Genomic DNA, 25,911 nt, shown 5'->3' with positions numbered 1-25,911 from the left:
AATTGCCTTGCGGCCGAAACAAAGGGGCGACACACGAATATCATGACTATCACGACGCGGTTCGGGATGAAATTCCAAAAGACCGGCTGTATAAGGTCCTGGTGCCTTGCCGCTGAGGGGTGGGGCTCCCACGCGGAGATTGGCTCGTGCAGGCTCACAACATTTCCTTGACCAAGTATCTCTGGTTCCCCGTCAACCGCGAGGGTTGGCCGTTCGTCGCCCTGTTCGCCGTGGCGGCATTGCTGCTGGGGCAGGTCTGGGCGCCGCTGGGCTGGCTGGGGGGGCTGCTGACCTGCTGGTGCGCCTGGTTCTTCCGCGATCCCGACCGCGTCACCCCCATCCGCGACGGTCTGGTGATCAGCCCCGCCGACGGCGTGGTCCAGATGATCGGCATGGCCGCGCCGCCGCCCGAACTGGGCATGGGCGATGAGCCGCGCATGCGGATCTCGGTCTTCATGAGCGTGTTCTCGGTCCATATCAACCGGGTGCCGGTGGACGGCACCGTGTCGGCCACGTCCTATCGGCCGGGCAAGTTCCTCGACGCTTCGCTGGACAAGGCCAGCGCCGACAACGAACGCATGTCGGTGCGCCTGACCCGGCCCGATGGCCGCGAACTGGCCTTCGTGCAGATCGCCGGGCTGGTGGCGCGACGCATCAAATGCGATCTCAAGGACGGGCAGCAGGTGAGGGCGGGCGAGCGCTTCGGCCTGATCCGCTTCGGCTCGCGCGTCGATGTCTATTTGCCCGAGGGCGTCGAGCCGCTGGTGGCGCTGGGCCAGACCACGCTGGCGGCCGAGACGGTTCTGGCCGATCTCGACGGCCCCCAGGCGGCGCGCCCGGGCGAGGTGCGCTGATGTTCCGCCCCAAGCGGTCGCCACGCATTCCCGGCTTGTCCATCAACAAGCTGATTCCCAATATCCTGACCCTGCTGGCGTTGTGCGCCGGCCTGACCTCCATCCGCTTCGCCATGCACGACATGTGGAAGGAAGCGGTATTGGCCACCATGCTGGCCGCCGTGCTGGACGGGCTCGACGGGCGTATCGCCCGACTGTTGCAGGGCACCTCCAAATTCGGCGCCGAGCTGGATTCCCTGTCGGATTTCGTCAGCTTCGGTGTCGCCCCGGCCATGGTGCTGTATTTCTGGGCCATGCGCGGCGCGGGTGGCTTCGGCTGGGCGCTGGTACTGCTGTTCTCGGTCTGCTGCGCCCTGCGTCTGGCCCGCTTCAACACCATGATCGGCGAACCCGACCTGCCGCCCTATGCCTATAACTTCTTCACCGGCGTGCCCGCTCCCGCCGGGGCGGGCATGGTGCTGCTGCCGCTGATCCTCACCATCCAGTTCGGTGACGGCTTCTTCGACCGGCCCTGGCTGGTGGCGCTGTTCCTGCTGGGCGTGTCGTTCATGATGGTCAGCAAGATCCCCACCTTCTCGTTCAAAAAGGTGCGCATTCCCCATAAATGGGTGCTGCCCATCTTGCTGGTGGTGGGGCTGGCCGCCGCCTTCATGGTGACCGAACCCTGGCTGACCCTGTCGCTGGTGGGCTCGGCCTATATGGCGTCGATCCCGTTTTCCGTGCGCTCGTTCCGCCGCCTCAAGGATCAGGCCGACCGCGCCGCCTTGGATACCGCCGCCGCCGCCGCAACCCCGGATTGACCGGTCACAGTGTTGCATTGCGGCAACACCCGCCGGGAATAGCGCTGCCCAGGACTTACGCCTGCTTGCCGCAGCCAAGGTCACGGTCTACATAGGACAAAGCAGAATTTCGTCTTATGACAAGACTCAAAGGATTTCGCACCATGCGCAGCTTCAAGACCCTCCTCGCCGCCGCGGTGATCGCCGCCGTGCCCGCTCTGGCCCAGGCCGAGTGGTATGTGGGTGCCGATGCCGGCGCCCAGTGGCTGCAAGACTCCAAGAACAGCGGCACCGGCCTCGGCTACAAGAGCGAGTCCGATATCGGCTGGCTGGTCCAGGGCCAGGTGGGCTATGCCTTCGGCCAGTGGCGGCTGGAAGGCGAACTCAGCTACCGCTCCAGCGGCATCGACAAGGTCGGCGGCGCCACCGGCAGCGGTGACACCACTGCGCTGGCCACCATGGTCAACGGCGCCTACTACTTCATGCCGCAGTCGTCCTGGCATCCCTTCGTCGGCGCCGGTATCGGCGCGGCCATGGTCGATGCTGGAACCGTCAAGCAGAACAACACCAGCGTCTATAACGGCGACGACTGGCAGTTCGCCTATCAGGGCTTTGCCGGTGTCGCCTACGACATCAACAAGAATCTCGAGCTGAAGGCCCAGTATCGCTACTTCGCGACCCTGGACTACGAGACCAAGGCCAACGCCAACAACACCACACTGGACAGCGAGTATCGCGATCACGCGGTGCTGCTGGGCTTCACCTACAAGTTCAACAAGCCCGCTCCGGTGGCGGCTCCCGCTCCGGCCCCCGTCCCGGTGGCGGCTCCGGCCCCGGCCCCCAAGGCCGTGCCGCAGGTGGCCAAGAACTTCATCGTGTTCTTCGACTTCGACAAGTCCGCCATCACCCCCGAGGCCAACCGGGTGATCCAGCAGGCCGCCTCCGCCGTCAAGTCGTCGGGTGCCGCCCGTATCGACCTGACCGGTCACACCGATCTGGCCGGCAGCGCCAAGTACAATCAGGCCCTGTCGCAGAAGCGTGCCGATGCCGTGAAGGCCCAGTTGGTCGCCCAGGGCGTGCCCGCCAACCAGATCATCACCGTCGCCAAGGGCAAGTCCTCGCCCATGGTCGCCACCCCCGATGGCGTGCGCGAGCCGCAGAACCGTCGCGTCGAGATCGTGATGCCGTAATTCCGGCCGATCATCAGCGTCCGATCAGGGCCCCCTCCTCCGAGGGGGCCCTTTTCCGTTCAGGAGGGTGTTGACCATGGGCGCCGGGGCTGCTTCCCTGGGGTGACCCTGTTCCGGAGCCCGCCATGCTGTCCGACTGTCTTTCCGGCCTTCGCGTCCTCGACCTGTCCATGTATATCCCCGGCCCGCTGGCTACCATGTGGCTCTCGGATCTGGGCGCCGAGGTGGTCAAGGTGGAAGGTCCGCTGGGCGACCCCATGCGGGTGATGGGGCCGGTGGATGCCGATGGCACCACCGCTTTCTACAAGCTGGCCAACCGCAACAAGACGGTGGTGGCGCTGGATCTGAAAAGCGCCGGGGGCAAGGCGGCGTTCGCGGGCTTGCTGGAAAAGGCCGATGTGCTGCTGGACGGGTTCCGTCCCGGCGTGCTGGCCCGGCTGGGCTTCGGCGACGAGCGGCTGGTCGGCTTGAACCCTCGCCTGATCACCTGCCGCCTGTCGGGCTATGGCGGCACCGGCCCCTTCGCCGAGCGGGCGGGCCATGATGTCACCTATCTGGCGGCGGCGGGAATGCTGGCGGCCAGCGGTCCCGCCGAGCGGCCGGTGATGACCTTTCCCCCCCTGGCCGACCATGCCGGGGCCATGCTGGCGGTCAATGCCATCCTGGCCGCCCTGTTGCGCCGCGCCACCACCGGCAAGGGCGCCGTCATCGATGTCAGCCTGTCCGAGGCGGCGCTGTCCTGGATGGGTGGGGTGCTGACCATGGCGGAACGCTGGGGCACGCCGGGACGCGAGGCCGACCTGATCAATGGCGGCGCCGCCCATTACCGCATCTATCGCACCAGGGACGGCCGCTTCGCCGCCATCGCGGCGCTGGAGGAGAAGTTCTGGCGGTCGTTCTGCACCGCCGTGGAGCGGCCCGATTGGATCGCGCGTCAGGCCGATCCCCTGCCCCAGACCGCCATGATCGCCGAGTTGGAGGCCCTGTTCGCCTCAAAGACCCTGGCCGAGTGGACCACGCTGCTGGAACCCGCCGATTGCACCTTCGAGCCGGTGCTGGACCCCTCCGAGGTGGCGGACCATCCCCATCACCGGGCGCGCGGCTTCGTCAGGCGGGCCGCTGACGGCATCATCGACGTGGCCCTGCCCATGCTGATGGATGGTCAGCGGGTGCGCGACCGCCGCCCGCTGGTGGAGCGCGGTGCCGAGGCGGTGCTGGCGGATTGGCGGTGAGCCCGACCCAGCTACCCCTGGCCCCGCTTCCCCTTCATGGCGGCGATCTGGCGGGGGCGGCGGCGCGGTGGGGACGCCCGGCCGAGGGCTGGCTTGATCTCTCCACCGGCATCAATCCCTGGCCTTATCCCTTGCCCCACATTCCGGCCGAGGCCTGGCACCGCCTGCCCGGTGCCGCCGAGGAAGAGGCCTTGCGCCGGGCCGCCGCCCGCTGCTGGGGTGTCGCCGATGCGGCCCTGGTGGTGACGGCGGCGGGCAGCCAGCCGCTGATCCAGGCGGTGCCCCGTCTGCTGGCTCCGGGCCGTGTCGCCATCGTCTCGCCCACCTATGGCGAACATGGCCGTGCCTGGGCGGCGGTGGGGCACCAGGTGTCGGATGTGGAGGATTTGTCCTCGGTGGACGAAGTCGGGGCGGTGGTGGTGGTCAATCCCAACAATCCCGATGGCCGGATCACGTCGCCTGAAATTCTGTCCGCCCTGGCGGCGCGGCTGGCCCGACAAGGTGGGTTGCTGGTGGTGGACGAAGCCTTCGGCGATCTCCGCCCCGATCTGTCCCTGGCCGGGCGGGTTGGCCCCGGTCTGGTGGTGCTGAAATCCTTCGGCAAGTTCCATGGCCTCGCCGGGCTGCGCCTCGGTTTCGCCCTGGCCGAGCCCGTCCTGGTCGAGCGGTTGCGGGCCATGATGGGGCCTTGGGCGGTTTCGGGGCCTGCCCTGACGGTGGGTACCGTCGCCCTAGCCGATGAGGGCTGGGCCGCCGCCACCCGACCGCGTCTGGCCCAAGCCACCGCCGAACTGCGCCAGGTGCTGACCGCGGGCGGCTGGGAGGTGCTGGGCGGCACCGACCTGTTCGTGCTGGCCCGCCCCAACCGCTTGCCCCATGACGAGGCGGCGCGGCTGTATGACCGGCTGGGGCGGGCGGGAATCCTGACCCGGGCCTTCGCGGACCGGCCGGACCGGCTGCGCTTCGGCCTGCCTTCCGATTCGGGCGGGCTGGAGCGGCTGCGGCGGGTTCTTGCGGCCCCGTGATCGGGTTTTGGTTCTCGGCTGTCCACATTGCCGCTATCATCCCCCAACGGGAGGCTAAGGCTGGGGAGACGGGATGCGACGGAGTCTGCTTCCGGTGCTGGGGCTGGTGTGGATGACGTTGGTCGCCGCCCAAGCCCAGGCCCGCGACCTGAAATTCATCACCATCGACGTGGCGCCCTGGGCCTATGCGGAGTCCGCCAGCACCCGGCTGTCGGGGGTGTTTCCCGACGTGGTCCGAGAATTGGAGCGGCGCACCGGCCACCGCATCGCCATGTCGCTGCATCCTTTCGCCCGCATCGATCGCGAATTGGAGGCGGGCGCCCAGGACTGCACCATCATCGTCTGGAACGACCAGCGCGCCCGCGTCGTCCGCAAGGGCGAACTGGTCTCGGACCATCCCATCGGCGTCATCGCCGCCAAGGGCTCCCGATTGGCCGGCTATGACGATCTGCGCGGGCTGAAGTCCATCTCGGTACTGCGCGGCCTGTCGCTGGGAGCGCGTTTCGACCACGACCCCGCCATCGCCAAGGAATTCGACACCGACTACCAGACCGGGCTGCGCAAGATCGCCCATGGGCGGGTCGACGCCATTGCCGGGGCGGTTCCCACCATCTTGTATCTGGCGGCCCAGATGGGGCTGAACCAGCATCTGGGCGAACGGCTGTCGCTGGGAAGCATGGAGCTGGTGCTGCAATGCTCGTTGAAATCGCCCCATCTCGACCTGATGGACCAGTTCAACCGCGCCATCCGCGACATGCGGGACGACGGTACCCTTGAGCGCATCTTCAAGGAGAACTACTTCTCGTGACCGCGCTGGCCCCGCCCCCGTCGTCCGAGGATCAGGACGAGCGCCCCGGCCTGTCCCGGCCGCATCCGGCCATGGCGCGCGGCATCGGGCTTCGGGTGCTGGCCCTGATCGTGCTGTTCAGTTCCATGGTGACCCTGGTCTCGACCCTGGCCCAGCTCGGACTCGACTATTCCCACGACCTGCGCCAGATCGAGGGGCGGCTCGACGATATCGGCCGCAGCAACCTCACCAGCCTGTCGGTGGCGGTGTGGAACGTGGATTCCGAGGGGTTGCGGGTGCAGCTGGAGGGCATCCTCCGCCTGCCCGACATGCAGCGCCTGGAAGTGCGCGAAACCACGCCGGGGGTGTCGAATCCCTTGCTGGTGGTGGTGGGTGGCAGCGGCGGCCAGGCCATCCTGGCCCGCGACTATGTGCTGCGCTACGACGATCGCGGGACTGTTCGCGAGGTGGCGAGCTTGCGGGCCGAGGCCAGCCTGGAGGGCGTCTACGACCGGCTGCGGGAGAAGGTGGTGGTGATCCTGGTGGCCCAGGGGCTGAAGACCTTCCTGGTGTCGCTGTTCACCCTGTATATCGTCCATCGCCTGATCACCCGGCATCTGGTGGCCATCGCCCAGTTCTTCAGTCGCTACGACTCCCACGGTTCCGGGCCCGAATTGCGCCTGAACCGCACCCAGCCCCGGCAGCCCGACGAATTGGACCAGTTGGTGGACGCCTTCCGCGCCATGTCGCTGGGGCTGGAATCCGCCTATCGCGAACTGGCGGGGGCCAATGCCGAACTGGAATGGGACATCGCCGAGCGCCAAGCCCGAGAGCGGGAATTGCAGCAGGCGCTGGACCGGCTGGCCGCCGCCAACCGGGAATTGGAGCGCTTCGCCTTCGTCGCCTCCCACGATCTGCAGGAGCCGTTGCGCAGCATCGTCTCCTTCGCCCAGTTGCTGTCGCGCCACTATGCCGGGCGGCTGGATGCGCGCGCCGATGAATATATCGGTTTCGTGGTCACGGCGGGCAAGCGCATGCATGCCTTGATCAACGATCTGCTGGCCTATTCCCGGCTGGACCAGGATGGCAATGCGTTCCAACGGGTCTCGGCGGCGCGGGCCTGTGCCAGTGCGCTGGAGAATATGACCGACAGCATCCGGGAATCCGGCGCCATCATCACGGTGGCCGATCTGCCCGAGGTTTGGGGCGACGAGATCCAGTTGATGCAGTTGTTCCAGAACCTGCTCAGCAACGCCGTCAAGTTTCATCGCCCGGGCCAGTCCCCCCGGATCGAGGTGACGGTGGAGCGCATGGACGGAGTCTGGCGGTTCGGCGTCGCCGACGACGGCATCGGCATGATGGCCGATGGCAGCGACCCCTTCGAAATTTTCCGTCGCCAACACCCCGCCCATGCCTATCCCGGAACCGGCGTCGGCCTGGCCATCTGCAAGCGCATCGTACAGCGCCATGGCGGCGCCATCTGGGTCGAGTCGCGGCCCGGCCAGGGCACCACCTTCCGCTTCACCCTGCCGGTGATCTGATCCCCCCTTTCAAATCCATGTCTCCATGCCTAACGTTATCGGAGTTTGGCGGAATCGATTTTCTTTTCGTCACCCTCGGGCTGGACCCGAGGGTCCATGGATGCCCGGATCAAGTCCGGGCATGACGAAGAGAGAGCGGTTCCACCTTAGCCGGACAGACTGAATTGAGGGTCGATCCAAGGAGGATGCCATGGTGGACAAGGTGGTGAAGTCGGACGAGGAATGGCGGGCGCTGCTGACGCCGGTGCAATACGCCATCACCCGCAAGAAGGCCACCGAGCCGCCGTTTTCCGGGGTCTATGACCATTCCAGCCCGCCCGGCACCTATGCCTGCGTCGCCTGCGGCCAGCCGCTGTTCACCGCCGAGGCCAAATACAATTCCGGCTGCGGCTGGCCCGCCTTCACCCGCCCGGCCGTGCCCGAGGCGGTGGCCGAGGCGGAGGACCGCAGCCACGGCATGCGCCGGGTCGAGGTGCTGTGTTCGCGCTGCGACTCCCATCTCGGCCATGTCTTCGACGACGGCCCGGCTCCCACCGGCCTGCGCTACTGCATCAACTCGGCGGCGCTGAAGCATGTGAAGGAATAGGGCTCAGAACAGGCTCAACTGGTCCCCGGCCCTGGGCGGCACCCGGAAGCGGCTGGCGTCCAGGCTCAGGCGGGCGCCGTTCAGGCCCAGTTTGGTCAGGGCGACGCGGAAGCGCTGGGACAGCAGGGCGGCATGCTCGCCGGTGCCGCTGAACCGGGCGCCGAAGCGGGACTCGTTCAGCATGCCGCCGCGCTGATCCGCCACCAGCGACAGGACATGCGCCTTGCGGTCGGGGAAATGGGCCTCCAGCCAGTCGGCGAACAGGTCCTTCACCTCGCGCGGCAGCCGCAGCAGGGTATAGGCGGCGGCGGTGGCCCCCGCCGCCTTGGCCGCCTCCAGGATATGTTCCAACTCGTGGTCATTGACGCGCGGAATCATGGGCGCCGCCATCACCATGGTGGGAATCCCGGCCTGGGACAGGCGGCGGATGGTGTCCAGCCGCCGGGCCGGGGAACTGGCGCGCGGCTCCAACAGACCGTGCAGACGGGCATCCAGGGTGGTGACGCTGATGGCCGCCAGGACCAGTCCCTTGGCCGCCATGGGCGCCAGGAGGTCGATATCGCGAGTGATCAGGACGCCCTTGGTGGTGATGCTCACCGGGTGATTGAAGGCGGCCAACACATCAAGGCAGCCGCGCATGATGCGGTGGTCGCGCTCGATGGGCTGGTAGGGATCGGTATTGGTGCCGATGGCCAGGACGGCGGCGCGATAGCCGGGCTTGCGCAATTCCGCCTCCAGCAGGCGCGGTGCCTCGGGCTTGACGAACAGCTGGGTCTCGAAATCCAGCCCGGGCGACAGTTCCAGATAGGCGTGGCTGGGCCGGGCGAAACAGTAGACGCAGCCATGGCCGCAGCCGCGATAGGGATTGACCGAGCGGTCGAACGGGATGTCGGGTGAGTTGTTGCGGGTGATGATGGAGCGGGTGGCGTCCACATGGAGGATGGTGGGAGGCGCGGGCGGCTCGTCCTCGTCCGGCGCCCAGCCGTCATCCACCGCTTCCCGCCGCAGCCGGTCGAAGCGGGTGGCGGGGTTGAAGCGGGCGCCGCGCGCCTTGGGCCAGGACTCGGTGCGGGTCATGATCGAACATAACATGAACGCAAGCGGTGAGTCGAGAGCCGCGCCCTTGCCTCCGCCGGGCTTTTCCCCTAACACATTGCGGTGAATTTCATCGGCGAAAGGGCGGTTTCATGGCGGACGGTCATTCCACTCCGGTTCTGGGCATCATCGGCGGTTCCGGCGTCTACGACATCGACGGACTGACCAACAAGGAATGGCGCCGGGTGGACAGCCCCTTCGGCCCCACCTCGGACGAGTTCCTGTTCGGCGAGCTGAACGGCCAGAAGCTGGTGTTCCTGCCCCGTCATGGGCGCGGCCATCGCATTCCGCCGTCCGAGCTGAATTTCCGCGCCAATATCGACGCCATGAAGCGGGCGGGCGTCACCGAGATCCTGTCGGTATCGGCGGTGGGTTCGCTGAAGGAGGAGTTGCCGCCCGGCACCTTCGTCATCGTCGACCAGTTCATCGACCGCACCTTCGCGCGGACCAAGAGCTTCTTCGAGACCGGCCTGGTGGCCCATGTCTCCATGGCCCATCCGGTCTGCGGCCGCCTGGGCGATCTGGTGGAGGCGGCCGCTAGGGAGGCGGGCATCATCGCCGTGCGCGGCGGCACCTATCTGGTGATGGAAGGCCCCCAGTTCTCGACCCAGGCCGAAAGCAACCTCTATCGCCAATGGGGCTGCGACGTCATCGGCATGACCAACATGCCCGAGGCCAAATTGGCCCGCGAGGCCGAGATGTGCTACGCCTCGGTCGCCATGGTCACCGATTACGACTGCTGGCACCCCGACCATGACGCGGTGACGGTGGATGCCATCGTCAAGGTGCTGCTGGCCAATGCCGACCGTGCTCGCTCGCTGGTCAAGGCGGTGGCGCCCAAGGTCACCGGCCGCTCGGCGCCTTGCGCCAAGGGCTGCCATACCGCTCTCGACAACGCCATCATCACCCATGGCGAGGTGCGCGACCCCGCCGTGGTCGGGCGGCTCGACGCCGTGGCGGGGCGGGTGCTGAAGTAGCGGGCGCTTAGCGGATATAGGCGGCGGGGAGTTCCTGGCGCAGTTCGTTGGCGATCATGCGCAACAGCAAGGCTTCCTCGGCATAGATCTTGGAATCCACGTCGGCGATGCGGCAGGCGATGGCCAGCACGGCCTTGGCCGTTTCGGGGTCGTCGGCCACCGCTGCCAGGGCGTTCCAGGCCTCGCGGGCGGCGGCGCCGTTATCCTGGCCCAGCTTGCGCACATAGCCGGCATAGAGTGCCATGGCCTGCGAGCCGTGGCTGGAGGATACATCATCGATACCCCGCGCCAGGCGGGCCACCACATTGGATTCCTCCTCGGAAACCCAGCCATCGGCCTTGGCGATGATGGCTGCCGCCGCCATGGCGGCGTCCAGCAGTTTCTTGGTGGCTGTCATCACGCTCCCCCCGGGATCAAGTGAAGGGGCAATTTGTCCCCATGGCACATCAGATAGGCAAGCCTAACCCATTCGTCAGCACCCCCCAACCGCTTTGGCGGCAATTCCGTCACCGTTTCAGCACGGCGAAGGGGGAATCAGGGTCAACGGGCCGCGGCCTTGGCCGATTCGCTCCCTTGGCGCGGCGCGACAGGGCGGCGCGGACCGAGCGGGCGGCATCAAGGCCGAGGCTCAGCAGCGAGGCCATCAGGCGGCTGGGCTCGTCCGGATTGGGTTCAGCCCCTGCCCTGGCCAGGGCGCGGGTTTCGGCGGCGAAGCGTTCCAGGATGTCGAGCCTGACCGCGATGCCCCCCAACAGCCGATAACCTACCGCCTCGGCGAAACCGGGGGGCCAGCCGGGATCGGCGACGGCGGGACGGGGGGCGGGGGAGGGCGGCGGGGTCAGCCCCTGGGCGATGCCCCAGAGCTGGGCACGGGCCTGCAGGGCGGCGGGCTTCAGCAGCAGGGGCAGGAAGACGCTTTCGGTGCCGAAGCGGACCCCCAGCCGGGTCAGGGCACCGCGCCCGGCGGCATCCAGCGCCTCGACCCCGACCCGGCAGTCGGCAAGGGGCGCCGAGCCCAGCCCTTCCACCAGTTGATGGGCAAGGCCCCGGGCCGCTCCGGTCAGCGGTGCGGCACGCAGGCGGAACAGCGGCGCCAGATCGCGGCCCAGCACCAGCGGGCAGACATCGTCGAGGCGGCGGCGCAGCCCGTCGCGCTGGCTGGGGTCCAGCAGGTCACTGGCCAGGGGGGTGGGGCGCGGCCGCAGGATATCCGCTCCGGCGGACAGGCTGGCCACCAGGGCGCCGCGCCAGCGCAGGCCGTCAGCCGCCAGGGTGAAGGCCTCGGGCGGGTCCTCGGCGATGCGGCGCAGCCGCTCGGCCACCTCGCCGGTCAGGGCGCGCAGCGCCGCCGCCTGCAGGGTGCGCGTCGCTCCGGCGGAGTCCGCCCGCTCGGAAACGAAGACGAAACCGTCCAGGCGGCCCACCACATGGCCGTCAACCCGGACCTCGCCACTGTCGGACAGCCCGGCCTCCAGCCCGCCGCCGTCCCGCAGCCTGCGGGTCAGATGGGCGGTGCGCTTGTCGACGAAGCGGTTGGTCAGGCGGTCGTGCAGGGCGTCGGACAGGCGGTCCTCGATGGCCCGGGTCAGCTCCTGCCAGTGGCCGGGATCGGCCATCCAGTCGGGCCGGTGGGCCATATAGGTCCAGGTGCGGATCTGGGCGATGCGGGCCACGATGGTATCCAACTCGCCGTCGGTGCGGTCGATGCGCCGGACATTCTCGACGACCCAGTCGGTGGGCAGCCGTCCGGCGGGGGCCGCCAGATGGGTGAAGACCCGCCCCAGCAGGCGGGTGTGGGATTCGTCCAGCACCTTGCGGAAATCGGGAATCTGGCAGACCTCCCACAACAGCCGCACCCGGTCGGGATGATTGGCCAGACGCGCGATATCGGCATCCAGGGAAAGGGCGGCCAGGGCGGTGTGGTCGTCGGCCTCGCGGGCGCGGATCAGGCCGGGCAGCGGCGCGGGTTTGTCCAGGCTGGCCAGCAGGGCGGCCACCGAGGCGAAGCGCAGGTCGGAATTGCGCCAGGATAGCAGCTTCAGCGGCGCGAAACGGTGGTTCTCGATGGCCTCGACCATGTCGGGCGGGATGGTCCCGGCATCGGCGGTGGTGCCGAAACTGCCGTCATTCATGTGGCGCCCGGCGCGGCCCGCGATCTGGGCCAGTTCGGGCGGCTCCAGCGGTCGCGGCGCCCGGCCGTCGAACTTGCGCAACGCGGCGAAGGCCACATGGTCCACATCCATGTTGAGGCCCATGCCGATGGCGTCGGTGGCGACGATGTAGTCCACCTCGCCCGCCTGATACATGGCCACCTGGGCATTGCGGGTGCGGGGCGACAGGGCGCCCAGCACCACCGCCGCGCCGCCGCGCGAGCGGCGCACCGATTCCGCCATGGCGTAGACCTCGGCGGCGGAGAAGGCCACCACCACCGAGCGCGGCGGCAGCCGGTTGAGCTTGCGCGGTCCCACATGGATCAGGCTGGAAAAGCGCGGGCGGCTGATGAAGTCCACCCCCGGCACCAGACGGCGCAGCAGCGGCTTGATGGTTTCCGCCCCCAGCACCATGGTTTCCTGTTCGCCCCGGGCATGCAGCAGCCGGTCGGTGAAGATGTGGCCGCGCTCGGGATCGGCGCAAAGCTGGATCTCGTCCACCGCCAGGAAGGCCACCCGGCGGTCCAGCGGCATGGATTCCACGGTGCAGACGAACCAGCGGGGATGGGGTGGGACGATCTTCTCCTCGCCGGTGATCAGCGCCACCGAGCCGGCGCCTTTCAGCCGGACGATGCGCTCGTAATTCTCGCGCGCCAGCAACCGCAGCGGAAAGCCGATCATGCCCGAGGCATGGCCCAGCATGCGTTCGAGCGCCAGATGGGTCTTGCCGGTATTGGTGGGGCCGAGAACCGCCGTCAGGCGGCCCGGCGACGCTGACGCGGCGGAACGGGAGGTGGTCATGGCCGGTCCAGAGTCGCCCGATTGGCGGCCTATGGCAAGAGATTGGGGGGGAGAGGTGGGAATTGCGCGTGACAGGGGCGTTCCACTGCATATCATGGTCGGAATGGATTCCGGTTTGAAGGGCGTCAGGTGAAAGACTTCGTGATTCCCGACCAGGGCGTGACCCGCTCGGTCGGCGTGTTCGAGGGATTGTCGTTCAAGCAGGCGGTGGCCACCCTGGTCATCGCGCTGACCCTTGGCCTTGTCGCCGGGGCCTGGGACCTGATGGCCGACTATCGCCGCATGCGCCAGGAAGTTACCGACGCCACCACCGCCAATCTGGCCTTGGTGCGCGGCCTGGCGGTGGAAGCCGCCTTCCTGCTGTCGGCCGATCTGGCGGGCGAGGTCGCCAATGGCCTGATGCAGGACCCGGTGGTGGCCGAGGTCAGGCTGGTGGACAATTTCGGCGACGTACTGGGCCGCAAGGAGCGGCCGGGGGCCGAAACCGCCTTCCCCGAGCTGGCCCAATGGCTGTTCGGCGATTTCACCAGCCACAGCCTCTTGCTGAAAAGCGACCAGAAGGGCACCAGCCTGGATGTGGGGCGGCTGGACCTGCGGCTCGATCCCGGGCGGCTGATGAGCCGCTATATCTCCCATATCGCCAGCACGGCGGCGGCGGGGGCGGCGCGCACCGTGCTGTTGTGCCTGCTGGTAGTGGCGGTGTTCTATGTCCTGATCACCAAGCCGCTGCTGAAGATCAGCGCCGCCATCGGCAAGGTCGATCCCGAGCGGCCGGGCGATTTCCTCATCGCCATGCCGCCCCGCCATCAGCGCGACGAATTGGGATTGCTGGCCTCCACCGTCAACGCTCTGCTGGACCAGACCCAACGCGGCCTGCGGGCCCGCGACGCCGCCGAGGCGGAACTGGCCGCCCTGGCCCGCGACCTGGAACAGCGGGTGGTGGAACGCACCGCCGAACTTGCCCAGGAAAAGGAAGTGGTGGAACGGGCCAATATGGAACTGGAAAAGGCCAGCCGCTTCATCTCCGATGGTATCCGCTACGCCAGCCGCATCCAGACGGCGCTGCTGCCCGATCCCGCCACCCTGAGCGGCAGCATGATGGATTTCGCGGTGGGCTGGCATCCGTTCGAGATCGTGGGCGGCGACTATTACTGGGCGGGCAAGTTCGGCGACAAGACGGTGGTGACGGTGATGGACTGCACCGGTCACGGCGTCCCCGGCGCCTTCATGACGGCGGTGGTGTCGTCGATCCTGGCCCGCGTGCTGCACCATCACCAGCACGAGGATCCGGCCGCCATCCTGGCCCTGCTCAATACGCTGGTGAAATCGGCCTTGCGGCAGGACCGCGCCGATGCTCCCGCCAATGACGGTCTGGACGCCGCCATCTGCGTGGTGGACCATGGCCGCCGGATTTTGTCCTTCGCCGGCGCCAACCAGCCGCTGCTGATCTGGTCCAAAGGCGAGATGAAGCTGGTCCAGGGCGATCGCTGCAGCCTGGGCTATTGCGATTCACCGGCCGAGCTGGCGCTGACCCGTCATGATTTCGATATCGCCGAGGGCGATACCTTCTATCTCTACACCGATGGATTGGTGGACCAGATGGGCGGGCCGTCGCAGCGGCTGTTCGGGCGCCGCCGCCTGCTGGAGGCGCTGAGCGGCGTGGCCGATTTGCCGCTGGAGCAGCAGAAGGAAAAGCTGTTCGCCTTGCTGGCCGAGTGGCGCGGCGGTCAGGCGCTGCGTGACGACACCACTTTCGTGGCCTTCCGTCCCAGGCTCTGACGCCGCGCCACGGCGGTTCTACTGAATGACCCAGCGGTTGAGATAGCCGCGGATCAGCGGGGTCAATTGCTCGTCGATGTCGCGGGACAGGGCGTCGGTGATTTCCCACCAGATCCGGTCACGCTGGTTGATGCTCAGACCCTCGGGCACGGTCCGCGATCGGGTGGCATTGGCCAGGGCCTCGCCGATCACCATTTGGCGGGCGTCAAGGATCTGGACCGCCACGTCCAAGGCGGCGTCATAGCGGTATTCCTGCTCCTTCTTGAAGGAACCGCTGACCCCCTTGTCGATGGCCAGGGGCACCTCGACCACCTTGGCGTCACGGATCACCACCCGGGCCAGCCCGGTCTTGCCCATGGGACGCAGGCGGTCCTGGGCCCATCGCTGGATGGCGGCTTCGGGCGATACCGGCATCAGATGCTCGATATTGGGACTGCGGCCCGGGGCGGCATATTCCGACACGATTTCCAACTGGCCGACATTCAGCTGGAAGGGGCGCTGGCTGGTGAAGCTGATCTCGGGCAGCTTCTGCATGGGCGGGACGGTCTGGCAGGCGGTGGCGGCCAGGGCGGCCATCACGACCACCACCAGGTGGAAGTGCTTCATGGGAAGGGAATCCCTTGGCTGGAGAGGACTTCCGACCATATTGGCAGGTCGCGGCCATCCGTCAAGCCGACTGGGAGTCGGGGGATGCCGGTCCCGGCGGGATTCAGATTGCCCCTGCCCCCCAGGACTAAACACGAAGCGGTGAATGGTGTTGGTGAAGCCGTCCGCTCCCCGCACCTGTCCAAAAGAAAAGGCCGTCACAGGGACGGCCTTTTCTTTTGGATGGCGGAGGGGGTGGGATTCGAACCCACGATGAGCTTGCACCCATACCGGTTTTCGAGACCGGCGCATTCGACCACTCTGCCACCCCTCCAAGGGTCGCTTGATCCCCGGGTCGGTGGGGAGGCGCGGAAAATAGCGCAAAGGCCGGGACGAGGCAACCCGCTTTAGTCCCGGCATCGCAAGAAGTTGACGAGGGTCGCGCCAGCCTTAGCGGGGCGCGATCACCATCACCATCTGACGGCCTTCCATCTTGGGGAGCTGCTCGACCTTGCCGAGATCGTCCAGGTCTTCCTTGACCTTTTCCAGCACCTTCATGCCGAGATCCTGGTGGGCCAGTTCGCGTCCACGGAAGCGGAGCGTCACCTTGACCTTGTCACCTTCCTCGAGGAATTTCCGCATGCTGCGCATCTTGACGTCATAGTCATGGTCGTCGATGTTCGGCCGCAGCTTGATTTCCTTGACCTCGATGACCTTCTGCTTCTTGCGGGCGGCATTCTTCTTCTTCTGGTCTTCGTACTTGAACTTTCCGAAGTCCAGAATCTTACAGACGGGCGGATCGGCGTTGGGGGAGACCTCGACCAGATCGAGACCGGCTTCCTCGGCCATGGTCAGACCCTCGCGCAGGGTCACGACTCCGATCATTTCTCCGTCGGCGCCCACCAGGCGGATGGAACGCACATCGATCTCGCGGTTGACGCGCGGCCCATCATTCTTGGGCGGCGTCTGCATTGGGGGCCTAGCTATAGAACAGTCTCCATCGTTTCGAGTACGCCGACGGGTCCGGGCGCTCGTTCCGCGAGCCGGACCGCCGACTTGAACGGCGAGACCCCGTCACGCGGGCGGGGTCGCTTCCCTGGCAAGTGTAGCGACTGCTTGATCCAGCGCAACAATTTCTTGACTCTGACTTCCCAGGCGACGGATGGCGACCTGGCGGCTTTCGGCCTCGCGCTTACCCACCACCAGCATCACCGGCACCTTGGCCACCGAGTGTTCCCGGACCTTGTAGTTGATCTTTTCGTTCCGCAAGTCGAGTTCGGCCCGGATTCCGGCGGCTTTCAGCGCCGCCTGGACCTCAACGGCGAAGTCGTCGGCCTCGGAGACGATGGTGGCCACCACCGCCTGGGTCGGCGCCAACCACACCGGGAAGCGACCGGCGAAATTCTCGATCAGGATGCCGAGGAAGCGCTCGAACGAGCCCAGGATGGCCCGGTGCAGCATGACCGGGCGGCGACGGCCGCCGTCCTCGGCCACATAGGAGGCGTCGAGCCGCTCGGGCAGCACGAAATCCACCTGCAACGTGCCGCACTGCCAGTCGCGGCCGATGGCGTCGCGCAGCACGAATTCCAGCTTGGGGCCGTAGAAGGCGCCCTCGCCCGGATTGAGGATGGTTTCCAGCCCGGCGGCCTTGGCGGCCTCCAGCAGCGCGCTTTCCGCCTTGTCCCAGGTCTCGTCGGACCCGGCCCGCTTGGCCGGACGGTCGGAGAACTTGACCCGCACATCGGTGAAGCCGAAATCGGTATAGACCTCCTTCAGCAACTGGCAGAATTCGATGGTCTCCGAGGTGATCTGGTCCTCGGTGCAGAAGATATGGGCGTCGTCCTGGGTAAAGGCGCGCACCCGCATGATGCCGTGCAGGGCACCCGAGGGTTCGTAGCGGTGGCACGAGCCGAATTCCGCCATGCGCAGCGGCAGGTCGCGATAGCTCTTGATGCCCTGGCGGAAGATCTGCACATGGCAGGGGCAGTTCATGGGCTTCACCGCCAGATGGCGCTCGTCCTGGGTCTTGATGGTGAACATGGACTCGGAGAACTTGTCGGCGTGGCCCGAGGCCTCCCACAGCGAGAAGTCCACCAGTTGCGGCGTCTTGACCTCCTGGTAGTCGTTGGCTTCCAGGCGGCGGCGCATATAGCTTTCCACCGTGCGATAGAGCTGCCAGCCCTTCTGGTGCCAGAACACCGAACCGGCGGCTTCCTCCTGCTGGTGGAACAGCTCCATCTCGCGGCCCAGGCGGCGGTGGTCGCGCTTTTCCGCCTCTTCCAGCATGGTGAGATAGGCGTCCAGGTCCTTCTTGTCGAACCAGGCGGTGCCATAGATGCGCTGGAGCATCTCGTTCCGGGAATCGCCGCGCCAATAGGCGCCGGCCAGCTTCATCAGCTTGAAGGCCTTGCCCAGCTTGCCGGTCGACGGCAGATGCGGCCCGCGGCACAGATCGATGAAATTGCCCTGGCGATACAGGCCGATCTTCTGGTCGGTGGGGATCGAGGCGATGATCTCCGCCTTGTATTTTTCGCCCAGGGATTCGAAGAACCTGACCGCCTCGTCGCGGTCCCATTCCTCGCGGGTGATGGCCTCGTCGCGATCGACGATCTCGGCCATGCGCTTCTCGATCTTCTCCAGGTCCTCGGGGCCGAACGGGGTCGGCCGCGCGAAGTCGTAGTAGAAACCGTTCTCGATGGACGGGCCGATGGTCACCTGGGTCTCGGGATAGAGTTCCTTCACCGCCTCGGCCATCACATGGGCGGCGTCGTGGCGCAGCAGCTCCAGCGCGTCGGGGCCGCTTTTGGCGGTGATGATGGACAGAGCCACATCGCGGTCCAGCACGGTGGCGAGATCCTTCATCTCGCCGTCCACGGTCACCGCCAGCGCCGCCTTGGCCAGGCCGGGGCCGATGGACTTGGCCACGTCCAGACCCGTCACCGGGGCATCGAACTGACGGACGGAGCCGTCGGGCAGGGTAATGGCGACCATGGAACTCTCTCTTCGGGCTGCAAGCGCTGACAGGGGGAAGGACTCTACGGGGAAACGCCACGGAGTCAAGAAATGCGCCGCAAGGTGATCAACGCCATCTCGGGGCGGCAGTTGAATCGCACCGGCGGCGTTCCCGAACCGAGACCTGCACTGGTATAGCCACGCATGCCGTGATGATTCCAATGGCCGGCAGCCAGGGACTTAAGTCGCGGCAGGGCTGTCAGGATCGGGCGGCCACCGGGCAGGCACACCTGACCGGCATGAGTATGCCCAGCGAGATAGAGGTTCATTCCAGTTGCGACGGCCTGGTCCGCGAATTCAGGGCTGTGAACCAGTGCAATCCTGAATCCATGGGGCGCATTCTTCAGGGCAGACAGAGCTTCTTCCGTATAGAAGCAATTGACATCGTCGGTTCCCACCAGCACCAACCGGTCGCCGCCAATCTCGATCACGGCGCTTTGATTGACCAGAAGTCTGACGCCGCGCCGGAGCAGCGCCCCTGCCATGTCGTGCCGATCGTGGTTGCCAAGCACTCCATAAATTCCGAAAGTCGGGCGCAAGGCCGCCAACAGAGGTTCCATCAATGATATGGTCTGGTCGGCGGACGGTTGACCAAAGCTCTGGTAATCGCCTCCCAGCACAGCCAAGTCGTACTTCACCCCATCCAAACGATGGGCTGCCGCTGGGAATATTTCGGGGACCGAGGCCGCATGCAAGTCGGATAAAAATAGAATGCGCATCCCATCGAGGCCAAGGGGAAGGGCGGGATGTCGGATCTCCATCTCGTTCAGATGGAAGTTCAGGGCATTGCGGCGGCCGCGATCGTAAAGTCCGCTCAGTCTGAAGGCGAGGGAAAAGCCGTTGTTGATCAAGGTGTAGGGCGGACTGAGAAACTCTCCCTGGGGATTACGCCGCCACCGCTCGCGGTGCAGCCGCTCCTCTGCCCGTCGTCTCTGCTCCAGCCAGGTCACGGCAGTACCCGCTCCAGGGCGGATTGCACTTCGGATTCTTCCAGGTCGGCGAGACTGGGACGGCGCAGCACCGTGACCCGGCCGCGCGGCGCGCACAGCGCCGGGTCGGACTCGTGGGAGAACAGCACCACCGATGGGCAGCCCCCGGCGGCGATCAGGTGCATGGGGCCGGTATCGTTGCCCACCGCCGCCACCGCCTGGCGCGCCAAGGCAAGGATGTCGAGCACCGAGGTCTTGCCGCATAGATCCACGACATCGGGGCAGGCCTCGGCAATGGCCCGGAGTTCGGCCGCTTCCTTGTCGGTGCCCAGCAGCACTGGCGTGAGTTCCCGTTCCGCCAGCCAGCGGGCCAGGGCGGCGAAGCGCTCGGACGGCCAGCGCTTGGCCGGACGGTGGGCGGCACCGCCGGGACACAGCAGGGCAAAGGGCGCCGACAGGCCGTAGCGGCCGGGATCGGCCTTGGCCCAGCCGAGATCGGGCGCTGCCACCGCCGCAACCCCCGCCGTCGCCAGTTGCTCGCGCTGGCGCTCGATGGTGTGCATGGAATCGCGCCGGGGATTGGCATGGGGATGCGAGCAGCCCTTGGCGATGCCCGACCATTCCGGCTTGCGGCCCATGAGGCGGAAATAGGAGGACGAACGGTCGGAGGTCTGGAGATCGTAGACCCGCGAGAAATTGCCGCCGCGCAGGCGGGCGCGCAAGGCCAGCAGGCGGCCCAGTTGCCAGGCCTTGGGGCGGGTGTCGATCCAGACCTCGTCGAACCAGGGCGAGGCCCGCGCCAGATCGGCGAAGGGCGCCGTGGTCAGCAGGGTGATATGGGCGTCGGGGTGATGGGCGCGGATGGCGGCGAAGGGCCCCATGGCCTGGACGAAATCCCCCAGGGCGCCCAGCTTGATGACGAGAATGTTTTCTGTGTCAGGCATCGGCCGCGGCAAGGCCCAGGACTTCGCGATAGACCTCCAGGGTCTTGGCGCACATGGTTTCCTTGCTGAAATTGGCCCGCACATGCTCGATGGCCACCTGGGCCATGCCGCCGCGTTCCTCCGCCGACAGGGCCAGGAAACGGTCCAGCGCCTGGGCCAGGGCTTCCGGATCGCCCGGAGGCGTCAGCCAGCCGGTGCGGCCGGGCAGCACGGTTTCGCCGGTGGCGCCGTGGGCGGTGACGATCACCGGGCGGCCCATGGCCTGGGCTTCCACCGCCACCCGGCCGAAGGCTTCCGGATCGGTGGAGGCCGACACCACCGCGTCGGTCAGCATATAGGCGGCGGGCATGTCGTTGCACTCGCCGGTCAGGTGGACCACGTCCACCAGATCGCGGCGGCGGACCAGTTGCTCCAGCTCCTCGCGATAGCCGGTGCGGCCCTGGTCGGACCCCACCAGCAGGCAGCGCACGTCATGGCGGCCCAGCAGGGCCAGCGCCTCGATCAGCACCGACTGGCCCTTCCAGCGGGTCAGGCGGCCGGGCAGCATGATGACGCGATGGCCGTCGGGCAGCCGCCATTTCTGCGCCAGCTGGATGATGCGTTCAGGGCTGACCCGGGCGGGGTCGAAGCGGCCCAGGTCGATGCCGCGATGGACCACCCGGATGCGGTCGGGGTCCAGGCCATAGACCCGCCTGGCATGCTCGGCGATGAATTCCGAGATGGCGATCACCCGCTCGCCCTTGGTCATCACCGCGTTGTAGCGGTTCTTCAGGCCGAACCAGCCGCCGGTATTGTAGGTGCCGTGGAAGGTGGTGAGAAAGCGGCAGCCGGTGGCCTCCGCCGCCATCAGGGCGCTCCAGGCCGGGGCGCGCGAGCGGGCGTGCAGGATGTCGACGCCGCGCTGCGTCACAAGCTCGGCCAGCCGGTCGGCGTTCTTGCGGATCACCAGCGGATTCTTGCTGGCCAGCGGCAAGGTGATGTGCTCGGCGCCCACCCGGCTGAGTTCGCGGGTCATGGGGCCGCCTTCCGAGGCGACGATGGCGGTCCAGCCCGCCTCGGCCAGGGCGATGGCCATGTCCACCGCGCCGCGCTCGACGCCGCCGGTCACCAGGGCGGGCAGCACCTGCAACACCACCGGCGGCCGCTGGCCATCGGGAAGGGGTTGACGTGCCTGGGGCGACGGCGCATCGATTGACGTAGTGGGGTCCGTGGACATTGACTGAAGGTGTGCTCTTGCCATGACGAATGATCGGGATGCAGACGCGATGCCCGTAGGGGGCGGGAGTGTATCACGCCCGGACGGCGCGACAATCGCTTACCATAGGCTGGAGGGCAAAAACCCCGCTGTCGTCTTCCTGCATGGCTATCATTCCGACATGACGGGCACCAAGGCCCTGGCCCTGGAGGCCCTGTGCCGCGAGCAGGGCCGCGCCTTCCTGCGCTTCGATTATTTCGGCCATGGCCAGTCCTCGGGCGATGTCCTGTTCGGCACCGTGGGCCGCTGGGCCGAGGACGCGCGGGCGGTGATCGAGCAGCTGACCCAGGGTCCGGTGGTACTGGTGGGGTCCAGCCTGGGCGGCTGGATTGCCCTGCTGACGGCGCTGGAGCTGCGCGACCGGGTGGTGGGATTGGTGGGGGTGGCCGCCGCGCCGGACTTCACCGAGGATCTGATGTGGGCCGATTTCAGCTTCGAGCAGCGCCGCCAATTGCTGGAAACGGGCGAAGTCAGCCTGCCCAATTGTTACGAACCCGAAAATCCCTGGCGGGTCCATCGCTCGCTGATCGAGGACGGGCGCAATCACCTTTTGCTGCGCGACACCATCAATATCGCCTGCCCGGTGCGGCTGATCCATGGCCAGCAGGATGCCGATGTGCCGTGGCGCACCGCCCTGGCCATCAGCGATTGCCTTGCCTCGGAGGATGTGGAGGTGGTGCTGGTCAAGGACGGCGACCACCGCTTGTCCCGCGACCAGGACATCGCCCGGCTGTGCCGGGTGGTGGACAGTCTTTTGTCTACCATCCGATAAACATAGAGCAAAGACCCTAGTTCCGTTCCGCCGCCAGACGCGCTAGGCTGCGTCCGGTCATGGACTTGGATTGCCGCATGATACGGAATTGGTTGCTGATGATGGTGGGTGTGGCGGCTGTCGGGGGCTGCTCGATCGTGAGTCCTGACCGCAGCGTCGAGGCCACCCGCGTCAATGCGGAACGCATGACCAATTTGCGCATTTCCCTGCCACCCGACCAGGCCTGCGCCAAGACCGCGCGCATGCTGATGTGGTGCGCGGGCGGGCTCGGCTTCCACTATCGCTGCGACAGCCAGAGCGGCAATGCCCGCTCCGAGTTGAACGGCACCATGGAGCAGGTGGTGCGCACCGAGTATTTCCTGGTGGTGGAATTCCTGCGCGGTGGTTCGGACACCCAGGTGACCGTGCGCCAGCGCGACGCGCTGCTGCTGACCGATTACGGCGCCCTGATCGACAAGTATTTCCAGAACAAGTCGGATTGCCAACCGCGCTGAACCGGTCAGCCGGTCCGCTGGAACATCTCCGGATCCAGCAGCATGCTGAGCGCCACCGTCATGACGCGGCCGCTGCCCTGATCCACCAGACGGACATGGCGAGGAATATCGGGATAGTCGAACACCCGTTCCACCCGCCAGTCGGCACCATAGGTCCCGATCTTGCGAAAAATCTGCCCCGGGCCGACCTCTTCACCGCCGCGACCGCGTGAAAACAGGCTCATTGGCCCTGAACGGCCCCAAACGCCGCCTTATAGACTTGCACCATCACCCTCATTCGATGTGTCGAACCTTCCCTTCCCAGGATGGATTTACACGCGAAACGGTCGCCGTGTCGAGATCGAAACGACTCCGCCCCGTCTTCAGTGGTCGCCGCCGCCCGCGCTGGGGTGACCGACTTTCTGCAGCAGTGGCAGCAGCAGCAGCCCCAGGACGAACACCGTGGACATCATCATGAACACGTCACCGAAGGCCAGGGTGGTGGCTTCCCGCCGCGTTAACTGCCAAAGCAGTTTTAGGGCGGCCCGATCGGCGGCCCCATCGAGAATCGGCTGCAGCCGGGCCGTCAGTTCGTCCAGCAGGCCTAAGGCGGCGCCATTGGCGGCGGTCAGATGGTCGCCGAGGCGACTCATATGGAGGTCGAGGCGATGGGTCAGCGCGGTATTGATCACCGCCAGACCGATGGCACCTCCGAGATTACGCATCAGATTGTACAGACCCGAGGCATTCTGCACCTGGCCCGGGGGCAGATGGCCCAGGGCCACGGCGTTGATGGGCACGAAGCAGAACATCAGCGACAGACCGCGCACCGCCTGGGGCAGGAACATTTCCCAATAGCCCCATTCCGAGGTCAGCGCGGAATTGAGCCACAACCCGCCGCCGAACAGGGCGAGCCCCAGCCCGAGCATGTGGCGCAGGTCCATGTGGCGGGCCAGGTTGCCCGCCAGCGGCGCCGACAGGGCCTGGAACAGGCCGGTGACCATCATGGTGGTGCCGATTTCCAGGGCGGAATAGCCGCGCACCCGGCCCAGATACAGCGGCACCACATAGACCGAGCCGTAAAGGCCGATGCCGATGATGAAGGAATAGAGGCAGCCCACTGCGAAATTGCTGTCGGCGAAGGCGCGCAGGTCCACCACCGGATGGCTGGCGCGCAGTTCCCGCCAGACGAAGCCCAGACCCGCCGAGGTCGAGACCAGGCTCATCAGCACGATGCGGCCATCGTCGAACCAGTCGTCGCCGGGGCCTTCCTCCAGCACGTATTGCAGCGAGCCCAGGAACACCGCCACCAGCACGATTCCGGCGGCGTCGAAGCCCTTCAGCATGGACCATTGCGGCGCCTCGCGCCGTCCGAAGGCGAAGACCAGCGAGGCCACCACCGCGCCGGGCACCACATTGACCAGGAACAGCCAGTGCCAGCTCCAGGATTCGGTCAGCCAGCCGCCCAGGGTGGGGCCGATGGTGGGCGCCATGGTGGCCACCAGGCCGATCACCACCGACAGGCTCGCCTGCATGCGGGGCGGGAAGATCATATAGGTGGTGGCGAAGACGGTGGGGATCATGGCCCCGCCCAGAAAGCCCTGGATCGCCCGGAACACGATCATGGACTCGATGGACCAGGACGCGGCGCAGGCGGCGGAAGCCAGGGTGAAGGTGACGCAGGAGGCGAAGAACAGGATGCGGGTCGAAACCAGCCGCGCCGCCCAGCCCGACAGCGGGATCATCACCACCTCGGCGATCAGATACGAGGTCTGGACCCAGCTGACCTCCTCGGTCGAGGCGGAAATCCCCGCCTGGATCTGGGCGATGGAACTGGCGACGATCTGGATGTCGAGGATGGCCATGAACATGCCCAGCACCATGGCCAGGAAGGCGATCCAGTCCTTGGTGGAGACGACCCTGTCCTGGGGGGAAAGGGGAGTGGTCACGGCGGCGGGTCCCTGGTATCCACCGTCACCACCACCGACAGGCCGGGCCGCAGCAGACCCTTCAGGGCATTGTCGTCATCGGGCAGGATGCGCACCGGCACCCGCTGCACGATCTTGGTGAAATTGCCGGTGGCGTTTTCCGGGGGCAGCAGGCTGAACTTGGACCCGGTGGCGGGGGCGAAGCTGTCCACCCGGCCGGTGATGGACTGGCCGGGAAAGGCGTCGACCTTGATCAGCACCTTCTGCCCCGCCCGGATGCGGCCCAGCTGGGTTTCCTTGAAATTGGCGTCGATCCAGACGCGGCCCAAGGGCACCACCGCCATCAGCATCTGGCCCGGCCGCACATACTGGCCGTCGCGTACGGCGCGGTTGCCCACCACGCCGTCCACCGGCGCCCGCACCACCGTGGCTTCCAGATCGGTATCGGCCAGGGTCAGGGCGGCCTTGGCCTGTTCCATCTGGGCCTGGACCATGACCTTTTCCGAGGCCAGCACCGCCAGTTGCCGCTGCGCCGCCTGCAACCCGGCGCCCGATCCGGTCAAGCTGGCCTGGGCCTTGGCGGCGTCGGCGGCCATCAGGTCGAAACGCTGGCGGCTGACGAAATCCTCGCGCACCAGGCGTTGGGTCCGCTCGAAATCGGCCCTGGCGCGGACCACATCGGCCCGCGCCGCCGTGATGGTGGCGCCGGACTGGGCGATCACCGACCGCTGCACCGCTTCCCGGTCCTCGATCTGGATCAGCTGGGCCATGCGCGCCGCCACCTGGGCGCGGGCCTCTTCCACCTTGGCGCGGTAATCGCGGTCGTCGATGCGCAGCAGCACCTCGCCCTTGGCCACCGGCCGGTTATCCTGGCCCCGCAACTCGACCACATAGCCGGAAACCTTGGGCAGGATGGCGGTGACGTCGCCGTCCACATAGGCGTCGTCGGTGGCTTCCTGCCAGCGCCAGTCGCTGGCCCAGCGGCTGGCGGTCCAGCCCGCCCCGGCGAGCAGGCCAAGAACCATGAGGGCGGCGACGGGCTTTTTCATGATGGACCACATATCTTAAACTGAACCGTTCAGTTCAGTTTATAGACGTACCCGCCGCCGGGAGTCAATGCCAAGGCACAGAATCATTGTTGCCGATCTCGCAACGTTGCGATTTTCAATTGAAGGATTATCCCATCGGCGTCCAAGGCCTATCTTCTAGGCAAGCAA

At 66.8% G+C, this 25,911-nt stretch carries 24 protein-coding genes and 1 tRNA gene; 12 read left to right on the top strand and 13 right to left on the bottom strand.

The window, feature by feature from the left end; all coding sequences use genetic code 11:
* Nucleotides 1-146 precede the first annotated feature (146 nt).
* The 8 genes from A6A04_RS10450 (at nucleotide 147) to msrB (ending at nucleotide 7,994) form a co-directional block, all read left to right on the top strand.
* Complete coding sequence (locus tag A6A04_RS10450) at nucleotides 147-854, top strand: phosphatidylserine decarboxylase (RefSeq protein ID WP_245651159.1); 708 nt, start codon at nucleotides 147-149, stop codon at nucleotides 852-854.
* Nucleotides 854-1,654, top strand: a complete 801-nt coding sequence (gene pssA, locus A6A04_RS10445; protein WP_068492569.1) for a CDP-diacylglycerol--serine O-phosphatidyltransferase — start codon at nucleotides 854-856, stop codon at nucleotides 1,652-1,654. Before A6A04_RS10450 ends, pssA begins: the two co-directional genes overlap by 1 nt.
* A gap of 143 nt (nucleotides 1,655-1,797) precedes the next feature.
* On the top strand, nucleotides 1,798-2,823 hold the full coding sequence (locus tag A6A04_RS10440; protein WP_068492567.1) for an OmpA family protein: 1,026 nt from the start codon (nucleotides 1,798-1,800) through the stop codon (nucleotides 2,821-2,823).
* A 125-nt stretch (nucleotides 2,824-2,948) separates the two neighbouring features.
* Nucleotides 2,949-4,055, top strand: coding sequence for a CaiB/BaiF CoA transferase family protein (locus tag A6A04_RS10435; RefSeq protein WP_068492565.1), 1,107 nt, complete (start codon nucleotides 2,949-2,951; stop codon nucleotides 4,053-4,055).
* Nucleotides 4,052-5,080 carry a threonine-phosphate decarboxylase CobD gene (gene cobD / locus A6A04_RS10430; RefSeq protein WP_172822755.1) on the top strand — a complete coding sequence of 343 codons (1,029 nt, stop codon included), beginning with the start codon at nucleotides 4,052-4,054 and terminating at the stop codon, nucleotides 5,078-5,080. The genes A6A04_RS10435 and cobD overlap by 4 nt, the downstream gene beginning before the upstream one ends.
* Nucleotides 5,081-5,153: 73 nt before the next feature.
* Complete coding sequence (locus tag A6A04_RS10425) at nucleotides 5,154-5,888, top strand: substrate-binding periplasmic protein (RefSeq protein ID WP_082914842.1); 735 nt, start codon at nucleotides 5,154-5,156, stop codon at nucleotides 5,886-5,888.
* Entirely contained in the window at nucleotides 5,885-7,408 is a 1,524-nt protein-coding gene (locus tag A6A04_RS10420) for a sensor histidine kinase (protein ID WP_068492561.1), read from the top strand. Before A6A04_RS10425 ends, A6A04_RS10420 begins: the two co-directional genes overlap by 4 nt.
* A 190-nt stretch (nucleotides 7,409-7,598) precedes the next feature.
* Nucleotides 7,599-7,994, top strand: coding sequence for a peptide-methionine (R)-S-oxide reductase MsrB (gene msrB, locus A6A04_RS10415; RefSeq protein WP_068492559.1), 396 nt, complete (start codon nucleotides 7,599-7,601; stop codon nucleotides 7,992-7,994).
* 3 nt (nucleotides 7,995-7,997) lie between these two features.
* Here msrB and A6A04_RS10410 read toward each other — a convergent pair whose 3' ends face one another.
* Nucleotides 7,998-9,071, bottom strand: coding sequence for a PA0069 family radical SAM protein (locus tag A6A04_RS10410; protein WP_156612555.1), 1,074 nt, complete (start codon nucleotides 9,069-9,071; stop codon nucleotides 7,998-8,000).
* Between the two features lie 110 nt (nucleotides 9,072-9,181).
* On the opposite strand from A6A04_RS10410, the gene A6A04_RS10405 reads away from it, so the two are divergent.
* Entirely contained in the window at nucleotides 9,182-10,066 is an 885-nt protein-coding gene (locus A6A04_RS10405) for an S-methyl-5'-thioadenosine phosphorylase (RefSeq protein ID WP_068492555.1), read from the top strand.
* A gap of 7 nt (nucleotides 10,067-10,073) precedes the next feature.
* Here the strand turns inward: A6A04_RS10405 and A6A04_RS10400 are convergent, their stop codons facing one another.
* Both A6A04_RS10400 and A6A04_RS10395 read right to left on the bottom strand, forming a co-directional pair.
* Nucleotides 10,074-10,463, bottom strand: a complete 390-nt coding sequence (locus tag A6A04_RS10400; protein WP_068492553.1) for a TerB family tellurite resistance protein — start codon at nucleotides 10,461-10,463, stop codon at nucleotides 10,074-10,076.
* Nucleotides 10,464-10,572: 109 nt separating this feature from the next.
* On the bottom strand, nucleotides 10,573-13,017 hold the full coding sequence (locus A6A04_RS10395) for a helicase-related protein (protein WP_068492551.1): 2,445 nt from the start codon (nucleotides 13,015-13,017) through the stop codon (nucleotides 10,573-10,575).
* Nucleotides 13,018-13,146: 129 nt separating this feature from the next.
* Here A6A04_RS10395 and A6A04_RS10390 point away from each other — a divergent pair, with 129 nt between their 5' ends.
* Nucleotides 13,147-14,796, top strand: coding sequence for a SpoIIE family protein phosphatase (locus A6A04_RS10390; protein ID WP_245651158.1), 1,650 nt, complete (start codon nucleotides 13,147-13,149; stop codon nucleotides 14,794-14,796).
* Between the two features lie 18 nt (nucleotides 14,797-14,814).
* Here the strand turns inward: A6A04_RS10390 and A6A04_RS10385 are convergent, their stop codons facing one another.
* The 7 genes from A6A04_RS10385 to A6A04_RS10355 form a co-directional block, all read right to left on the bottom strand.
* Nucleotides 14,815-15,402 carry a hypothetical protein gene (locus A6A04_RS10385; protein WP_068492549.1) on the bottom strand — a complete coding sequence of 196 codons (588 nt, stop codon included), beginning with the start codon at nucleotides 15,400-15,402 and terminating at the stop codon, nucleotides 14,815-14,817.
* Nucleotides 15,403-15,625: 223 nt separating this feature from the next.
* A tRNA-Ser gene (locus A6A04_RS10380) sits at nucleotides 15,626-15,715 on the bottom strand.
* Nucleotides 15,716-15,831: 116 nt separating this feature from the next.
* Nucleotides 15,832-16,353 carry a translation initiation factor IF-3 gene (infC, locus tag A6A04_RS10375; RefSeq protein WP_068492547.1) on the bottom strand — a complete coding sequence of 174 codons (522 nt, stop codon included), beginning with the start codon at nucleotides 16,351-16,353 and terminating at the stop codon, nucleotides 15,832-15,834.
* Between the two features lie 102 nt (nucleotides 16,354-16,455).
* Nucleotides 16,456-18,372: a threonine--tRNA ligase gene (gene thrS / locus A6A04_RS10370; protein WP_068492545.1), complete on the bottom strand. Its 1,917-nt coding sequence runs from the start codon at nucleotides 18,370-18,372 to the stop codon at nucleotides 16,456-16,458.
* 65 nt (nucleotides 18,373-18,437) lie between these two features.
* Entirely contained in the window at nucleotides 18,438-19,343 is a 906-nt protein-coding gene (locus A6A04_RS10365) for a metallophosphoesterase (RefSeq protein WP_068492543.1), read from the bottom strand.
* Nucleotides 19,340-20,266 carry a glycosyltransferase family 9 protein gene (locus A6A04_RS10360; RefSeq protein WP_068492541.1) on the bottom strand — a complete coding sequence of 309 codons (927 nt, stop codon included), beginning with the start codon at nucleotides 20,264-20,266 and terminating at the stop codon, nucleotides 19,340-19,342. The genes A6A04_RS10365 and A6A04_RS10360 overlap by 4 nt, the downstream gene beginning before the upstream one ends.
* Nucleotides 20,259-21,482, bottom strand: a complete 1,224-nt coding sequence (locus tag A6A04_RS10355; RefSeq protein WP_082914841.1) for a glycosyltransferase family 4 protein — start codon at nucleotides 21,480-21,482, stop codon at nucleotides 20,259-20,261. The genes A6A04_RS10360 and A6A04_RS10355 overlap by 8 nt, the downstream gene beginning before the upstream one ends.
* A gap of 22 nt (nucleotides 21,483-21,504) precedes the next feature.
* Here A6A04_RS10355 and A6A04_RS10350 point away from each other — a divergent pair, with 22 nt between their 5' ends.
* A complete protein-coding gene (locus A6A04_RS10350; RefSeq protein WP_068492539.1) occupies nucleotides 21,505-22,293 on the top strand; it encodes an alpha/beta hydrolase in 789 nt (262 codons plus the stop codon).
* A gap of 137 nt (nucleotides 22,294-22,430) precedes the next feature.
* The gene (locus A6A04_RS10345; protein ID WP_245651157.1) at nucleotides 22,431-22,787 is read left to right on the top strand and encodes a hypothetical protein; all 357 of its coding nucleotides are present in this window, start codon (nucleotides 22,431-22,433) and stop codon (nucleotides 22,785-22,787) included.
* Nucleotides 22,788-22,792: 5 nt separating this feature from the next.
* Here the strand turns inward: A6A04_RS10345 and A6A04_RS10340 are convergent, their stop codons facing one another.
* The 3 genes from A6A04_RS10340 to A6A04_RS10330 all read right to left on the bottom strand — a co-directional run bounded on the left by A6A04_RS10340 (nucleotide 22,793) and on the right by A6A04_RS10330 (nucleotide 25,743).
* Entirely contained in the window at nucleotides 22,793-23,011 is a 219-nt protein-coding gene (locus A6A04_RS10340; protein WP_068492535.1) for a hypothetical protein, read from the bottom strand.
* Nucleotides 23,012-23,149: 138 nt separating this feature from the next.
* Complete coding sequence (locus A6A04_RS10335; RefSeq protein ID WP_068492533.1) at nucleotides 23,150-24,715, bottom strand: DHA2 family efflux MFS transporter permease subunit; 1,566 nt, start codon at nucleotides 24,713-24,715, stop codon at nucleotides 23,150-23,152.
* Nucleotides 24,712-25,743 (bottom strand): HlyD family secretion protein, encoded by a 1,032-nt coding sequence (locus A6A04_RS10330; RefSeq protein WP_068492876.1) that lies wholly within the window; start codon nucleotides 25,741-25,743, stop codon nucleotides 24,712-24,714. The genes A6A04_RS10335 and A6A04_RS10330 overlap by 4 nt, the downstream gene beginning before the upstream one ends.
* Nucleotides 25,744-25,911: the final 168 nt, after the last annotated feature.

Origin of the sequence: Paramagnetospirillum marisnigri, assembly GCF_001650715.1 — a bacterium.
Lineage (GTDB): Bacteria > Pseudomonadota > Alphaproteobacteria > Rhodospirillales > Magnetospirillaceae > Phaeospirillum > Phaeospirillum marisnigri.
The sequence above is the reverse complement of the archived record's forward strand: the minus strand, read 5'-3'. Positions and strand labels throughout refer to the sequence as shown.

Excerpts from the sequence above, each read along its gene's own strand:
- A6A04_RS10405 (WP_068492555.1), top strand. The coding sequence starts at position 9,182 with ATGGCGGACGGTCATTCCACTCCGGTTCTGGGCATCATCGGCGGTTCC.
- A6A04_RS10330 (WP_068492876.1), bottom strand. The coding sequence starts at position 25,743 with ATGAAAAAGCCCGTCGCCGCCCTCATGGTTCTTGGCCTGCTCGCCGGG.
- msrB (WP_068492559.1), top strand. The coding sequence starts at position 7,599 with ATGGTGGACAAGGTGGTGAAGTCGGACGAGGAATGGCGGGCGCTGCTG.
- infC (WP_068492547.1), bottom strand. The coding sequence starts at position 16,353 with ATGCAGACGCCGCCCAAGAATGATGGGCCGCGCGTCAACCGCGAGATC.
- A6A04_RS10355 (WP_082914841.1), bottom strand. The coding sequence starts at position 21,482 with ATGTCCACGGACCCCACTACGTCAATCGATGCGCCGTCGCCCCAGGCA.
- pssA (WP_068492569.1), top strand. The coding sequence starts at position 854 with ATGTTCCGCCCCAAGCGGTCGCCACGCATTCCCGGCTTGTCCATCAAC.
- A6A04_RS10340 (WP_068492535.1), bottom strand. The coding sequence starts at position 23,011 with ATGAGCCTGTTTTCACGCGGTCGCGGCGGTGAAGAGGTCGGCCCGGGG.
- A6A04_RS10440 (WP_068492567.1), top strand. The coding sequence starts at position 1,798 with ATGCGCAGCTTCAAGACCCTCCTCGCCGCCGCGGTGATCGCCGCCGTG.
- A6A04_RS10410 (WP_156612555.1), bottom strand. The coding sequence starts at position 9,071 with ATGACCCGCACCGAGTCCTGGCCCAAGGCGCGCGGCGCCCGCTTCAAC.
- A6A04_RS10400 (WP_068492553.1), bottom strand. The coding sequence starts at position 10,463 with ATGACAGCCACCAAGAAACTGCTGGACGCCGCCATGGCGGCGGCAGCC.
- A6A04_RS10435 (WP_068492565.1), top strand. The coding sequence starts at position 2,949 with ATGCTGTCCGACTGTCTTTCCGGCCTTCGCGTCCTCGACCTGTCCATG.
- A6A04_RS10425 (WP_082914842.1), top strand. The coding sequence starts at position 5,154 with ATGCGACGGAGTCTGCTTCCGGTGCTGGGGCTGGTGTGGATGACGTTG.
- A6A04_RS10350 (WP_068492539.1), top strand. The coding sequence starts at position 21,505 with ATGACGAATGATCGGGATGCAGACGCGATGCCCGTAGGGGGCGGGAGT.
- A6A04_RS10360 (WP_068492541.1), bottom strand. The coding sequence starts at position 20,266 with ATGCCTGACACAGAAAACATTCTCGTCATCAAGCTGGGCGCCCTGGGG.
- A6A04_RS10385 (WP_068492549.1), bottom strand. The coding sequence starts at position 15,402 with ATGAAGCACTTCCACCTGGTGGTGGTCGTGATGGCCGCCCTGGCCGCC.
- A6A04_RS10395 (WP_068492551.1), bottom strand. The coding sequence starts at position 13,017 with ATGACCACCTCCCGTTCCGCCGCGTCAGCGTCGCCGGGCCGCCTGACG.
- thrS (WP_068492545.1), bottom strand. The coding sequence starts at position 18,372 with ATGGTCGCCATTACCCTGCCCGACGGCTCCGTCCGTCAGTTCGATGCC.